The organism is Streptomyces sp. NPDC025651 (assembly GCF_055558735.1).
In genome coordinates this window covers 1,698,019-1,710,612 of sequence record NZ_JBVHLZ010000001.1, presented here as the reverse complement: position 1 = coordinate 1,710,612, position 12,594 = coordinate 1,698,019, and the positions used below count along the sequence as shown (strand labels likewise).

The 12,594-nt window shown below is 70.2% G+C and carries 15 protein-coding genes; 7 read left to right on the top strand and 8 right to left on the bottom strand.

Features of this window, described 5'->3' with window-relative positions; genetic code table 11:
• Positions 1 to 522 precede the first annotated feature (522 nt).
• Positions 523 to 1,164, bottom strand: coding sequence for a DNA-3-methyladenine glycosylase (locus ACZ4D5_RS08010; RefSeq protein WP_467771449.1), 642 nt, complete (start codon positions 1,162 to 1,164; stop codon positions 523 to 525).
• 163 nt (positions 1,165 to 1,327) lie between these two features.
• On the opposite strand from ACZ4D5_RS08010, the gene ACZ4D5_RS08005 reads away from it, so the two are divergent.
• The 3 genes from ACZ4D5_RS08005 (at position 1,328) to ACZ4D5_RS07995 (ending at position 3,377) form a co-directional block, all read left to right on the top strand.
• Positions 1,328 to 2,110 carry a sporulation protein gene (locus ACZ4D5_RS08005; protein ID WP_467771448.1) on the top strand — a complete coding sequence of 261 codons (783 nt, stop codon included), beginning with the start codon at positions 1,328 to 1,330 and terminating at the stop codon, positions 2,108 to 2,110.
• A 53-nt stretch (positions 2,111 to 2,163) separates the two neighbouring features.
• Positions 2,164 to 2,703, top strand: coding sequence for a YbhB/YbcL family Raf kinase inhibitor-like protein (locus ACZ4D5_RS08000; protein ID WP_467771447.1), 540 nt, complete (start codon positions 2,164 to 2,166; stop codon positions 2,701 to 2,703).
• A gap of 167 nt (positions 2,704 to 2,870) precedes the next feature.
• Positions 2,871 to 3,377: an HNH endonuclease gene (locus ACZ4D5_RS07995; protein ID WP_467771446.1), complete on the top strand. Its 507-nt coding sequence runs from the start codon at positions 2,871 to 2,873 to the stop codon at positions 3,375 to 3,377.
• Positions 3,378 to 3,439: 62 nt separating this feature from the next.
• On the opposite strand, the gene ACZ4D5_RS07990 is transcribed toward ACZ4D5_RS07995, so the two are convergent.
• From ACZ4D5_RS07990 to ACZ4D5_RS07980, 3 genes are all read right to left on the bottom strand, one after another.
• Positions 3,440 to 4,375 (bottom strand): SPFH domain-containing protein, encoded by a 936-nt coding sequence (locus ACZ4D5_RS07990; RefSeq protein WP_467771445.1) that lies wholly within the window; start codon positions 4,373 to 4,375, stop codon positions 3,440 to 3,442.
• A 104-nt stretch (positions 4,376 to 4,479) separates the two neighbouring features.
• Positions 4,480 to 4,908 (bottom strand): NfeD family protein, encoded by a 429-nt coding sequence (locus tag ACZ4D5_RS07985; protein WP_467771444.1) that lies wholly within the window; start codon positions 4,906 to 4,908, stop codon positions 4,480 to 4,482.
• Between the two features lie 45 nt (positions 4,909 to 4,953).
• Positions 4,954 to 5,751 (bottom strand): ABC transporter ATP-binding protein, encoded by a 798-nt coding sequence (locus ACZ4D5_RS07980; protein WP_467771443.1) that lies wholly within the window; start codon positions 5,749 to 5,751, stop codon positions 4,954 to 4,956.
• Between the two features lie 121 nt (positions 5,752 to 5,872).
• On the opposite strand from ACZ4D5_RS07980, the gene ACZ4D5_RS07975 reads away from it, so the two are divergent.
• Positions 5,873 to 6,655 (top strand): hypothetical protein, encoded by a 783-nt coding sequence (locus ACZ4D5_RS07975; protein ID WP_467771442.1) that lies wholly within the window; start codon positions 5,873 to 5,875, stop codon positions 6,653 to 6,655.
• 128 nt (positions 6,656 to 6,783) lie between these two features.
• Here ACZ4D5_RS07975 and ACZ4D5_RS07970 read toward each other — a convergent pair whose 3' ends face one another.
• From ACZ4D5_RS07970 to ACZ4D5_RS07955, 4 genes are all read right to left on the bottom strand, one after another.
• Positions 6,784 to 7,023 (bottom strand): chaplin, encoded by a 240-nt coding sequence (locus ACZ4D5_RS07970; RefSeq protein WP_362335821.1) that lies wholly within the window; start codon positions 7,021 to 7,023, stop codon positions 6,784 to 6,786.
• A 263-nt stretch (positions 7,024 to 7,286) separates the two neighbouring features.
• Positions 7,287 to 7,532, bottom strand: coding sequence for a chaplin (locus ACZ4D5_RS07965; RefSeq protein WP_467771441.1), 246 nt, complete (start codon positions 7,530 to 7,532; stop codon positions 7,287 to 7,289).
• Between the two features lie 184 nt (positions 7,533 to 7,716).
• On the bottom strand, positions 7,717 to 8,379 hold the full coding sequence (locus tag ACZ4D5_RS07960; RefSeq protein WP_467771440.1) for a response regulator: 663 nt from the start codon (positions 8,377 to 8,379) through the stop codon (positions 7,717 to 7,719).
• Positions 8,372 to 9,517, bottom strand: coding sequence for a GAF domain-containing sensor histidine kinase (locus tag ACZ4D5_RS07955; RefSeq protein ID WP_467771439.1), 1,146 nt, complete (start codon positions 9,515 to 9,517; stop codon positions 8,372 to 8,374). Before ACZ4D5_RS07955 ends, ACZ4D5_RS07960 begins: the two co-directional genes overlap by 8 nt.
• Positions 9,518 to 9,754: 237 nt before the next feature.
• On the opposite strand from ACZ4D5_RS07955, the gene ACZ4D5_RS07950 reads away from it, so the two are divergent.
• The 3 genes from ACZ4D5_RS07950 to ACZ4D5_RS07940 all read left to right on the top strand — a co-directional run bounded on the left by ACZ4D5_RS07950 (position 9,755) and on the right by ACZ4D5_RS07940 (position 12,537).
• Entirely contained in the window at positions 9,755 to 10,462 is a 708-nt protein-coding gene (locus ACZ4D5_RS07950; RefSeq protein ID WP_467771438.1) for an SDR family NAD(P)-dependent oxidoreductase, read from the top strand.
• Positions 10,459 to 11,523 (top strand): S-adenosylmethionine:tRNA ribosyltransferase-isomerase, encoded by a 1,065-nt coding sequence (locus ACZ4D5_RS07945; protein WP_467771437.1) that lies wholly within the window; start codon positions 10,459 to 10,461, stop codon positions 11,521 to 11,523. Before ACZ4D5_RS07950 ends, ACZ4D5_RS07945 begins: the two co-directional genes overlap by 4 nt.
• A 324-nt stretch (positions 11,524 to 11,847) precedes the next feature.
• Complete coding sequence (locus ACZ4D5_RS07940; RefSeq protein WP_467771436.1) at positions 11,848 to 12,537, top strand: transglycosylase SLT domain-containing protein; 690 nt, start codon at positions 11,848 to 11,850, stop codon at positions 12,535 to 12,537.
• The last annotated feature ends 57 nt before the right edge of the window (positions 12,538 to 12,594 follow it).

Below are 12,594 nucleotides of genomic sequence, written 5' to 3'. Positions count from 1 at the left end.
CCACGAGAGCGGAACGATCAGGAGGAATAATCCCGACCGTTCACAGCGTCCTCGCTGTGTGCCTTCCGTGGAAGGACTTTTTCAAAGGAACCTCGTCACCGGACATGGCGTCCAGTAGACGGGGTATCAACATATCTGGCGTTGACTTTTGGCACGCTGTTGAGTTCTCAAGGAACGGACGCTTCCTTTGTACTCACCCTCTCGGGCTTTCCTCCGGGCGCTTCCCTTCGGTATTTCGTGTTTCCAACCTTACCAGATCCGTTTTCCGTTCCGTTCCCGGTTCGGATTTCATTTCCGGTGGCCGTTGGAGGGCCTTTGCCTTTCGGCGTGTTCACTACGTTAGCGGATTCCCTCCGCAACTCATAATCGAGTCTCGCGAGTTCGAATTTCGACATGCGGGCATGCGAAATAGGACCCCGCCGAGGGGAAGTCGTAGGTAGTGGTTGGCCGCTTCCGGCTGCCGACAGATTGTCGTACCCGGTTCAGCGGCTCGGACTACGTTACGGAGGCACCAAGGCTGCGTCAAGTTCGGCGGCGTCGGGGCGTATGGGCCCGATAAGGGCTCACCGTAGGGTCGTTGGCCGTCCAGAAGCGCCATGGGGGGACGCCGCCCTCCCCCGCTACTCCCGTGCGGGGACCGCTCCTGACCTGGTCGGGGCGGGGCGGAGTGCCCGTCAGCACCAGGAAGGGGTCCGCCTTCTCCCCGCAGGCGTCGCTGCCGTCGAGGCTGCGGTCCACGTCAAGGGCGGTGGCCAGGCGGGCAGGGCCTTTGGCCAGTTCCTTGTCGGCGCGGGCCGATAGTCGACGTTTGCGGGCCAGTTCGGCGCCGGCCGTGACCTCGCCGGCCCGGAGCAGGACCGCGCCCGCCATGCCCTCCGGACCGCACACCAGGTTCATGCAGTGCCACATGCCGTAGGTGAAGTAGACGTACACGTGTCCGGGCGGACCGAACATCACGCTGTTGCGGGGCGTCCTGCCGCGATACGCGTGCGAGCCGGGGTCGGCTTCGCCCGCGTAGGCCTCCACCTCTGTCAGGCGGAGTTCGATCGGACCGTCCTGCGAGTCGCGTACGAGGACGCGGCCGAGGAGATCGGGGGCGACCTCCAGGACGGGGCGGTCGAAGAAGTCACGGGTGAGGGGCGTACGGTCAGGGGCCGCGATCATGCCGTACGAGCGTAGTGCACTTGGTTCTACGCGCGCGGGTGGCCATCGGGCCGCTCCGTTGCCAGGGTGATGGCGCGGAACCGGGCACGGTCAACTCGCGTTTGTACCGATCAAGGATTCAAGTGGAGACGAGCCACAGGCGGCGGCCTGGGGATGGAGAGTCATGGGGTTCAAGAAGCTGCTCGCGAGTCTGGGGGCCGGCGGTGCCTCGGTCGAGACCGTGCTGACCGAGGTCAACGTGGTTCCGGGTGGCGTGGTCCAGGGTGAGGTGCGGATCCAGGGCGGGTCGGTGGACCAGCAGATCGAGGGGCTCTCCGTCGGTCTGCAGGCCCGCGTCGAGGTCGAGGGCAACGACCAGGAGACCAAGCAGGACATCGAGTTCATCAAGGTGCGGCTCGGTGGCGCCTTCACGCTGCAGGCCGGTCAGGTGCACGCGGTGCCGTTCGGCCTCGAGATCCCCTGGGAGACGCCGGTCACCAGCATCGACGGTCAGCAGCTGCGCGGCATGAACATCGGTGTGACCACCGAGCTGGAGATCGCGCGCGCCGTGGACTCGAGCGACCTGGACCCGATCAACGTGCACCCGCTGCCGGCGCAGCAGGCCATCCTGGACGCCTTCATCCAGCTGGGCTTCCGCTTCAAGAGCGCCGACATGGAGCGCGGTCACATCCGTGGCACGCGGCAGAAGCTGCCGTTCTACCAGGAGATCGAGTTCTACCCGCCGCAGCAGTACCGCGGCCTGAACCAGGTCGAGTTGAGCTTCGTCGCGGACGACCGCGAGATGGACGTCGTCCTGGAGATGGACAAGAAGCCGGGTCTGTTCAGCGAGGGCAGCGACTCGTTCCGGTCCTTCAAGGTGGGGCTGAACGACTTCCAGGGCACGGACTGGGCCGCGTACCTCAATGAGTGGCTGTCCCAGGTCGGCAGCAAGCGCAACTGGTTCTAGGCTCGACCCGAGAGGATCAGCGAGGAACCAGCAATCAACCAGGAGGTGCCGACGTGAGCGAGCTCAAGAGGCCGCCGCTTCCCCATGACTTCCATCCGCCCGTGCCGTCGTTCACGGTCGTGAGCGAGGACTTCGAGCCGGGGGCGGTCCTCAAGGACGCTCAGGTCTACGCGGCCGGGAACACCTCGCCGCAGCTGCGGTGGGAGGGCTTCCCGCCCCGGACCAAGAGCTTCGCCGTGACGTGCTTCGACCCGGACGCCCCTACGGGCAGCGGGTTCTGGCACTGGACCGTCTTCGACATCCCGGTCTCGGTGACCGAGCTGCCGGGCGGTGCGGGCAGCGGCAAGTTCGAGGGTCTGCCCGAGGGCGCGGTGCAGGTGCGCAACGACTACGGGACCAAGGACTTCGGGGGTGCCGCGCCGCCGCCCGGTGACCCGGCGCACCGCTATGTGTTCACCGTGTACGCGGTGGACCAGGAGAAGCTGGGTCCTGACTCGGACGCCTCTCCCGCGGTCGTGGGCTTCAACCTCCGGTTCCACACGCTCGCTCGTGCGCAGGTGATCGCGGAGTACGCCGCTCTCCCCGAGAGCTGAGCGACCGTCGTGAACTGAGGGTTCACCGATTGTTTGCCCGCCTCTGGTCATGGAAGTGATCAGGGGCGGGCATTTTTTATTGCGTTGTCCATCTCGGCGTGCCCGGCCAGAGTTGATCCCAGCCCGCCAGGCGGTGGGCCGGTGCATAACGGGAGGTGGGCAGGTTGATGCGGGACACGCTGGTGCTGAACGCGAGCTTCGAGCCGCTCTCGACGGTGACGCTCAACCGAGCCGTCGTCCTGGTGCTCCAGGACAAGGCCGTGGTGGAGCAGTCGCACCCCGGACTCCGTCTGCGCGCGGCCACGATCGACATCCCTGTGCCTCGGGTGATCAGACTGTGCAGGTTCGTGCGCGTGCCGTTCCGAAGACAGGCTCCGTGGTCCCGGCGGGGTGTGCTGGTGCGGGACCGGCACCGGTGCGCGTACTGCGGCAGGCGGGCGACGACGGTGGACCACGTGGTGCCGCGGTCGCACGGCGGTACGGACTCCTGGCTGAACACGGTCGCTTCGTGCGCGACGGACAACCACCGCAAGGCGGACCGGACGCCGGAGGAGGCGGGGATGCCGTTGCTGCGGCAGCCGTTCGAGCCGACGCCCGCCGACGCGATGTTGCTGGCCCTTGGCCAGGACGAGTTGGCTTCGCTGCCGGAGTGGTTGGCGCAGCCTGCCGCCTGACCCGGCACAGAGACGAAGGGCCCGCCTCCCCTGGGGAGGCGGGCCCTTCGCGTACGCATCGATCAGTCGATCGGCGGCTGTTCGCGGCGTTCGGTCGCCGGCGGGGTGCTCGGGCCGCCGCCCATCGGGCCGAAGTTGCCCATGGCGCCCGACAGGCCCTTGAGGGCGTCGCCGATCTCGCTGGGCACGATCCAGAGCTTGTTCGCGTCGCCCTCGGCGATCTTCGGGAGCATCTGGAGGTACTGGTAGGCGAGGAGCTTCTGGTCCGCGTCGCCGGCGTGGATGGACTCGAAGACCGTACGGATCGCCTGGGCCTCGCCCTCGGCCTTCAGCGCCGCGGCCTTGGCCTCACCTTCGGCGCGCAGGATCGCGGACTGCTTCTCGCCCTCGGCGCGCAGGATCTCCGACTGCCGGACACCTTCGGCCTGGAGGATCGCGGCGCGCTTGTCGCGGTCGGCGCGCATCTGCTTCTCCATCGAGTCCTGGATGGAGGTCGGCGGCTCGATCGCCTTGAGCTCGACGCGGTTGACGCGGATGCCCCACTTGCCGGTGGCCTCGTCGAGGACGCCGCGGAGCGCCGCGTTGATCTCCTCGCGCGATGTCAGGGTCCGCTCCAGGTCCATGCCACCGATGATGTTGCGCAGGGTGGTGACGGTGAGCTGCTCGATCGCCTGGATGTAGCTGGCGACTTCGTACGTCGCGGCCCTGGCGTCGGTCACCTGGTAGTAGATGACCGTGTCGATGTTGACCACCAGGTTGTCCTGGGTGATCACCGGCTGCGGCGGGAACGGCACGACCTGTTCACGCAGGTCGATGCGGTTGCGGATGGAGTCGATGAACGGGACGACGATGTTCAGGCCCGCGTTCAGCGTTCTCGTGTAGCGGCCGAAGCGTTCGACGATGGCCGCGCTGGCCTGTGGGATGACCTGGATGGTCTTGATCAGGGCGATGAAGACCAGCACCACCAGAATGATCAGGACGATGATGATTGGTTCCATCGCGGTTCCCCGTACCCTTCATGCCTCGGCGAAGATCTTGCTGGTCGAGTCTGTCAGACCGTCGCACAGCCCGTGGGGCATTCGCGTCACAGCCTGTGGGGCATTCACATGACGACGGCCGTCGCTCCGTCGATCTCGACGACGTCCACTTCCTGGCCCGCCTCGTAGGTGCGGTCGGTGTCGAGCGCGCGGGCGGACCAGATCTCGCCCGCGAGCTTGATGCGTCCGCCTCCCGCGTCGACCCGTTCGAGGACGACGGCCGTCCTGCCCTTCAACGCCTCGACACCGGTGGCCAGTTCTGGTCGCTGGGCGCGGTGCCTGGCCGCGACGGGCCGCACCACGGCGATGAGCGCGACCGAGACCGCGGCGAAGACGACGACCTGGAGCACCGTGTCACCGCCCAGGCCCGCGGTCACGGCGCCCGCGACGGCGCCCACGGCCAGCATGCCGAGCTCCGGCATCGCGGTCAGTACGAGCGGGATTCCGAGCGCGGCGGCGCCGATCAGCCACCACACCCATGCGTCGATGTCCACATGGTCATGGTAGGACCGCGGGTCCCTTCGGGGACAGGGCGCGGATCAGCTGAGCGGGAGCCCCGTGGCCGTCCAGCGGTCGTTCTTCTGCTCGACGACCAGCGGGAGGCCGAAGCAGAGGGAGAGGTTGCGCGAGGTGAGTTCGAGCTCCAGCGGGCCCGCGGCGAGGACCTTGCCCTGGCGGATCATCAGGACGTGGGTGAAGCCGGGGGCGATCTCCTCGACGTGGTGCGTGACCATGATCATCGAGGGGGCGATCGGGTCGCGGGCGAGGCGGCCGAGGCGGCGTACGAGGTCTTCGCGGCCGCCGAGGTCGAGGCCCGCGGCGGGCTCGTCGAGGAGCAGCAGCTCGGGGTCGGTCATCAGGGCCCGGGCGATCAGGGTGCGCTTGCGCTCGCCCTCGGAGAGGGTGCCGAACCTGCGGTCCAGGTAGTCGCTCATGCCGAGGCGGTCGAGGAAGGCGCGGGCGCGCTGCTCGTCCACGTCCTCGTAGTCCTCGTGCCAGCCGGCGGTCATGCCGTACGCGGCGGTGAGCACGGTCTGCAGGACGGTCTGGCGCTTGGGCAGCTTCTCCGCCATCGCGATGCCGGCGACGCCGATGCGCGGGCGCAGCTCGAAGACGTCGGTGCCGGGCTTGCCGAGGGTCTCGCCGAGGACGGTGGCGGTGCCGGTGCTCGGGAAGAGGTAGCTGGACGCGACGTTGAGGAGCGTGGTCTTGCCGGCGCCGTTCGGGCCGAGGATGACCCAGCGCTCCCCCTCCTTGACCGACCAGGAGACCTGGTCCACCAGAGCCCGGCCCTCGCGGACCACGGATACGTCCTCAAGCTCCAGTACATCGCTCATGAGCGCGCTGTCTCCCATTGCAGTCTCGGTCGTCGCTCGCGTCGGTGGACGCGGTCCCCGAATAAAACCTACGCCACCGGCCGACCGTTCCTGTCGTGAGCCCGGTCCTTAGGCTGTGTGCATGCTCTCGGAACCACGCTCAGGACGCCTGGCCGCATGGGGAAATGCCCTATTGGCCGGACTTGTTTCCCCGGATGACGCGGTGCTCGCGATGGTCGGCGAGGACGCGGCGCACCGGGTCGAAGGCCTTCCCGGGGAGGCGGGCCCGGTCGGGCTCACGCTCGCGATGGGGCGCTTGCGCAGACTCGGGGTGACGGGCCTTCGGGTGGCGCTGCCCGCGCCGGGGCATCCGCTCGGGCTGAGCGGTCCCCCGGAGTTCAACGCGCGCGCCCTGGAGGCGGAGGAGGCGGTCGTCGCGTTCGGCGCTCCGTACGGGCTGGTTCCCGAGGTGTACGAGGCGGGGCCCGAGGGCGACGTGCATGTGGAGGTCGTCTGGCACTGCCTGCCCGTGCGCGAGGCGCCGCCCGCCGACGTGCCGTCCCTCGGCGAGGCGGAGCGCGAGCTCGCGGAGGCGCTGCGGGACGCGACGGAGATCCTGTCCCGGCTCGACGTCGCGGGCTCGGGCCCGGTCGCCGAGGCCGCGGTCGACGCGTACCGCGCGCGTGCCGAGCAGGGGCGCGAGGTGCTCGCCCCCGGGTATCCGCCGCGTGCGGTACGGGTGTTGGAGCTGGCCCAGCGGGTCGGGCTGCTGATTTCCCTCGCGTACGAGAACGGCCACGGCGGGGCCGTCAGCGCCTCGGAGATGGCGGCGAGGGCTCAGGCCCTGCGCCCGGTGGAACGGACCGCCCGGCGGGCCCAAGTGGCCGCGTACAACGCGTATGTGGAGGAGCGGGAGCGGCACTGAGTCCGGGCTCTCCCGACGAAACCGAGTCCGGGCTCTCCCGGCGAACTCGACCAGGCCCCCGCAAAGGGGGAAGGCCCCGCCGGACCGTGTGGTCCGGCGGGGCCTTCCGTGCCTGGAGAGGCGGTGCGTCAGCCGTTCGACGACTCGTTGTCGAAGGTCGGGTTGAGCGCGCCGATCACGTTGGCGCTGTTGCCCGTGGCGTTGACGGGAACGTGCACGGGGACCTGCGCGTGGTTGCCGGAGCCGACGCCCGGAGACTGCGTGGCCGAGCCGTTGGCGTCCGAGTCGGCGAACGCGGCACCCGCAGAGGCGCCCGCGGCGAGACCGGCGACGGCGACGGCCAGGGCGGCCTTCTTGGCGATGTTCATGGGAAGTGTTCCTCCTGCTGATTCGTAGCGACCCCAGCCGCGGGGTCGCACGCTGGAAAACGCCTGGGCCGTCCGGATGACACGGGGCGGGTAGGCGATGCCCCCGTTTGGATCAATAGGCCGACGATCTGCGGAACTTGCGGGCGCGACAGGCGTTACGGAAGGCCCGGTGCGGAATGTCCGCGCCACGGTCCCGGAACGCGGACCGGCCCCCCGGGAAGCACCCGGGGGGCCGGTGGTCACTGCTGGACCTGGGGCGTTCGTCAGCGGTTGACGCCGTCGTTCGCGAAGGTCGGGTTGAGGCCACCGATGACGGTCGCGGTGTTGCCGACAGCGTTCACGGGGACGTGCACCGGCGCCTGAACCAGGTTGCCCGAGCCGACGCCCGGCGACTTGACGGCCTCGCCGTCGGCGTGCGCGCCGCTGGTGGCGGAGGCGAGACCGGCACCGGCGGCGACGAGGCCACCCGCTACGAGCGTGACGGCCGCGGCCTTCTTCAGGTTCTTCACTTCTTAGACCCTCCTTGCGATCGCTGCGACCAGCCGTCGCAGCACGCATTGGAGAACGGCCGGGCGGGCCGCAGGATGCGCCGCCCGGGTGACACTCACACGACGGTATGAATCTCGGCCCGGAAGGCGACGGTCCGCTCTGACCCCGGCGGCCGTGCGCCGGAGCCGCCCGCCGGCGCTCTGATCAGCCGGTCACGCCGTGCCGCACCGCCCAGAGCGCGGCCTGGGTGCGGTCGGCGAGGTCCAGCTTCATCAGGATGTTCGATACATGCGTCTTGACGGTCTTCTCGGACAGGACGAGGGCGCGGGCGATCTCGCGGTTCGAGCGGCCGTCGGCGATCAGGCCGAGGACCTCGCGCTCGCGCTCGGTGAGCGAACCGGCCCTGCCCTGGCTGCCGCCCGCCTCCTCCTGGGAGAGCAGCGCGCCCGCGACCTCGGGCTGCAGCAGGACGTGCCCGGCGTGCACGGAGCGGATGGCTCCGGCGAGGGCGTCCGGGTCGACGTCCTTGTAGACGTACCCCGCGGCGCCCGCGCGCAGGGCCGGGACCACCGTGCGCTGCTCGGTGAAGCTGGTGACGATGAGCACGCGCGCGGGGTTGGCCAGTTCACGGAGCCTGCGCAGCGCCTCGACGCCGTCCATGCCGGGCATCTTGACGTCCATGAGGACGACGTCCGGCTTCAACTCCTCGGCCTGCGCGACTCCTTCGGCGCCGTCGGAGGCCTCGCCGACGACCTCGATGTCGTCCTGGATCTCCAGGAACGTACGCAGACCGCGGCGGACCACCTGGTGGTCGTCGACCAGCAGCACCCGAATCCCTGTCTTCGCGTTGAGCGCGGCGTCAGCCACCGGGGACCTCCATCTCGATCGTCGTGCCCTTGCCGGGCTCCGATTCCACGGTCAGCCGTCCGCCGACCCCGCTCGCCCGGTCCCGCATGGAGACCAGACCCAAGTGCCGTCCCGCGCGCCGTATGGCCTTCGGGTCGAAGCCCGAGCCGTCGTCGACGACGCGCAGCACGGCTCCCGCGCCGCGCTTGTCCAGGACCACCGCGACGCACTCGGCGCCCGAGTGGCGCAGGGCGTTGTGCAGGGCCTCCTGGGCGACGCGCAGCATGGCCTCCTCCTGGGAGGCCGGCAGCGCCCGTACGCCGTTGCTCTCGAAGGTGACCTGCGCGGAGTGCGCGCGGTGGAGCACCTGCGTGTGCGTACGCAGGGTGGCCACCAGGCCGTCCTCGTCCAGGGCCGCGGGGCGCAACTCCACGACGGCGGCGCGCAGTTCGTCCGCCGCCTCGGCCGCGAGCACCGCCACCTGCTGCAGTTCGCCCTTGGCCCGGGACGGGTCGCGGTCCACGAGGGCGGCCGCGGCCTGGGCCGTCAGGCGCAGCGAGAAGAGCTTCTGGCTGACGGCGTCGTGCAGTTCGTGGGCGAGGCGGGAGCGCTCCTCGGCGATGGTCAGCTCTCGACTGCGCTCGTACAGGCGGGCGTTGGTGAGGGCGATGGCGGCGTGCTGGGCGAGGATGGAGAGGAGCTCCTCGTCGTCCGCGGTGAAGCCACAACTGCCCTGGGGCTTGGGACAGTTCTTGTTGGCGAGGAAGAGCGCGCCGAGGGTCTCGTCCCCGTAGCGAATGGGGAGGCCGAGGAAGTCGGACATGTCCGGGTGGGCCGAGGGCCAGCCGCCGAAGCGGGGGTCCTCGCGCACGTCGGCGAGGCGCTCGGGCTCGGCCTTCTGCAGCATCGCGGCGAGGATGCCGTGCTGGCGGGGCAGCGGGCCGATGGCCTTCCACTGCTCGTCGCTGACGCCGTCGACGACGAACTGGGCGAAGCCTCCGTGGTCGTCCGGGACTCCGAGCGCGGCGTACTCGGCGTCGAGCAGTTCGCGGGCCGAGGCGACGATCGTCTTGAGGACGTCGCGCACCTCCAGGTGCCTGCTCATGGCGAGGAGCGCGGCACTCACCGCGTTCAGGCCGGATCGGGGTCCTTGACTCATGGCCACACCGTACCGGCGAGGTGTGACAGCGCGTATCCGACCTGTGGCGGCCTCCGACTAGGGCCAGGGGCCTAGGGCCGCAGGCCGGGACTAGGGCGAAGGGACCCGAGGAGTTGCGGCTCGGGCACGAGGTGTCCGCCGCGGGGCCGTTCCTACGGTGGATCCACCCGGCGGGACGGCCGATGTGCCTGCCGGGCGGATGGACGGACGGCCGGGCGACCCGAGGGGACGGATGTCATGCCGGTAGCGATCATCACGGGGGCTTCGAAGGGGCTGGGGCGGGCGCTGGGCGCGGCGCTCGCGGAGAGCGGGTGGGACCTCGTGCTCGACGCGAGGACCGCCGGGGTCCTTGCGGAGTCGGCACGGGAGCTGGGCGAGTACGGCACGCGCGTGGAGGCGCTGGCCGGGGACGTCGCCGACGCGGGGCACCGCGCGGAGCTGGTCGCGGCCGCGAGGCGGCTCGGCGGCCTGGACCTGCTGGTGAACAACGCCAGCTCGCTGGGCGCGGAGCCTCTCGTACGTCTGGACGGGCTCGCGCTCGACGGGCTGCGGGCGGCGCTGGAGACGAACGTGGTGGCGGCCCTGGGCCTCGTCCAGGAGGCGTTGCCCCTGCTGCGGGAGTCCGCGGGGGCGGTCGTCGACGTCAGCTCCGACGCGGCTGTCGAGGCGTACGAGACATGGGGCGGGTACGGCGCCTCGAAGGCCGCCCTCGACCATCTCTCCGCGGTCCTCGCCGCGGAGGAGCCCGGGATCCAGGTGTGGGCCGTCGATCCCGGGGACATGCGGACGGATCTGTATCAGGCGGCGGTGCCCGTGGACGACATGTCGGGGCGGCCGCTGCCGGAGACCGTGGTGCCCGCGTTCCTGCGGCTGCTCGCCGAGCGGCCGGTCAGCGGCCGCTACACGGCGTCCGCTCTCCTTCAGGACGCCCGGGACGCCCGGTGAGCGCGCTCGGTACGCGGCTGTGCGTGCCGGACTCCCTCACCGCCCGGGTGCCCGTCGAGCAGCGGGGCCCGGGGCTCGGCAGGGACGCGGTGCGGCTGCTCGTGTCGCACGGCACCGAGGTCACGCACCACGCGTTCACGGAGCTGCCCGCGCTGCTGCGGGCCGGCGACCTGCTCGTCGTCAACACGTCGCGGACGCTGCCCGCTGCGGTGGACGGGCGGCTCGGGCACGCGCGCGTGGTGGTGCACTTCTCCACACGGGGCGAGGACGGGCGCTGGGCGGTGGAGCTGCGCGCCCCGGACGGGAAGGGCACCACGCGCGCGCGTGCCGGTGGCCCCGCGGGTTCGGTCGTGCGGCTCCCCGGAGACGTACGCCTTGTATATGAGGAGCCGATGGCGCCACAGAGCCCGCGGCTGTGGTGGGTGCGGGTGTCGGCGGACGTGCCGGAGCTGCTGCGGCGGCACGGGCGTCCCATTCGTTACCCCTATACAGAGAGGGACCAGCCGCTCTCCGCGCACCAGACCGTGTTCGCGCTGCCGTCGGCGGACGGAGCGGGCAGTGCGGAGATGCCGAGCGCGGGGCGGCCGTTCACGGCGGCGCTGGTGGCGGAGCTGGTGAGCAGGGGCGTGCAGTTCGCGCCCGTCACGCTGCACACCGGTGTCGCCTCGCAGGAGGCGCACGAGCCGCCGTACCCGGAGCTCTTCGAGGTGCCGCAGACGTCGGCGCGGCTGATCAACGCCGCGCGGGCAGGGGGCGGCCGGGTCGTCGCGGTCGGCACGACGGCCGTGCGGGCGGTCGAGTCCGCCGCGGGGGCCGACGGCGTGGTGCGGGCGGCATCCGGCAGGACCGAGCTCGTGGTGACGCCGGAGCGCGGGGTGCGGGTGGTGGACGGGCTGCTGACCGGGCTCCACGAGCCGGCGGCCTCGCATCTGCTGATGCTGGAGGCCGTCGCGGGCCGCGCGGCGATCGAGCGGGGTTATGCGGAGGCGGTACGCCATCTCTACCTGTGGCACGAGTTCGGCGACGTCCACCTCATCCTCCGGGAGGACCCTCCTCACTGAGAGCGTTGCTGGGGCAACTGTTGGTGAGACTGTTACACGTCCGATGTGAGCCCGCGCATAGGACGCACATCACGTACGAAGGTCCCTAGTGGATAAGGAATCCCTTTATGTACGGGGGGTGCATGGCCGTCTCAGGCGGCCGCGCACCCCCTGATCCACTACCCGGGATCGTACGTCACACCTTTGCCACGGAATTTTGCTGCCGCTAAGAATTGCTCCCGTCGCTCGGCGCCGCGGTCCTCGCACCGCGGCGTTTGTGCCGGAGAAGCAACCTGTCCCCGCCGGACCAGAGCGACCTCCGCTATTCGAAGAGGTCCATCCCGCATGTCCAAGCAGAGCACCCCTGGTCATAGTCGCCACGCCGTGACCAAGACCCAGAAGTTCTCGATCGCCGGTGTCGCCACGCTCGGTGCCGCCGCCCTCGCGTTCTCCCTCGTGCCGGGCACCGAGGCCACCTCCCAGGCCGCCGACGTCTCCCCCGTCGCCTTCGCCGCGTCCGCCGACGCGCAGCAGGCGGTCCACGCGAGCGTCACCAAGCAGCAGTCCAACGCCGACAAGCAGGCCAAGGACGCCGCCGCGAAGGCCGCCGCCGACAAGAAGAAGGCCGACGAGGCCGCCGCGAAGAAGAAGGCCGAGGACGAGCGCAAGGCCAAGGAGGCCGCCAGCCGCGCCGCCGCCCGCAAGCCCGTCTACGCCAACAACCTCGACGGCTGGATCCGCCAGTCCCTGGACATCATGAAGGCCAAGGGCATCCCCGGTTCCTACGAGGGCCTGCACCGCAACATCATGCGCGAGTCCACGGGCAACCCGAACGCCATGAACGGCTGGGACATCAACGCCCAGAACGGCACCCCGTCGATCGGCCTGCTCCAGGTCATCCAGCCGACGTTCGACGCGTACCACGTCGAGGGCACCTCGACGAACATCTACGACCCGGTCGCCAACATCGTCGCCGCGGCCAACTACGCCGCCGACAAGTACGGCTCGATGGACAACGTGAACGGCGCCTACTGAGCCTTGATCGCCTGATCAACGGACCTCTTCAGCCGAAGGCGAGGCCCACGGACGCCG

What these genes read in the sequence shown, in the direction of transcription:
- ACZ4D5_RS08010 (WP_467771449.1), bottom strand. Translation starts at nt 1,164, where the DNA reads ATGATCGCGGCCCCTGACCGTACGCCCCTCACCCGTGACTTCTTCGAC.
- ACZ4D5_RS08005 (WP_467771448.1), top strand. Translation starts at nt 1,328, where the DNA reads ATGGGGTTCAAGAAGCTGCTCGCGAGTCTGGGGGCCGGCGGTGCCTCG.
- ACZ4D5_RS07995 (WP_467771446.1), top strand. Translation starts at nt 2,871, where the DNA reads ATGCGGGACACGCTGGTGCTGAACGCGAGCTTCGAGCCGCTCTCGACG.
- ACZ4D5_RS07990 (WP_467771445.1), bottom strand. Translation starts at nt 4,375, where the DNA reads ATGGAACCAATCATCATCGTCCTGATCATTCTGGTGGTGCTGGTCTTC.
- ACZ4D5_RS07980 (WP_467771443.1), bottom strand. Translation starts at nt 5,751, where the DNA reads ATGAGCGATGTACTGGAGCTTGAGGACGTATCCGTGGTCCGCGAGGGC.
- ACZ4D5_RS07975 (WP_467771442.1), top strand. Translation starts at nt 5,873, where the DNA reads ATGCTCTCGGAACCACGCTCAGGACGCCTGGCCGCATGGGGAAATGCC.
- ACZ4D5_RS07970 (WP_362335821.1), bottom strand. Translation starts at nt 7,023, where the DNA reads ATGAACATCGCCAAGAAGGCCGCCCTGGCCGTCGCCGTCGCCGGTCTC.
- ACZ4D5_RS07955 (WP_467771439.1), bottom strand. Translation starts at nt 9,517, where the DNA reads ATGAGTCAAGGACCCCGATCCGGCCTGAACGCGGTGAGTGCCGCGCTC.
- ACZ4D5_RS07950 (WP_467771438.1), top strand. Translation starts at nt 9,755, where the DNA reads ATGCCGGTAGCGATCATCACGGGGGCTTCGAAGGGGCTGGGGCGGGCG.
- ACZ4D5_RS07940 (WP_467771436.1), top strand. Translation starts at nt 11,848, where the DNA reads ATGTCCAAGCAGAGCACCCCTGGTCATAGTCGCCACGCCGTGACCAAG.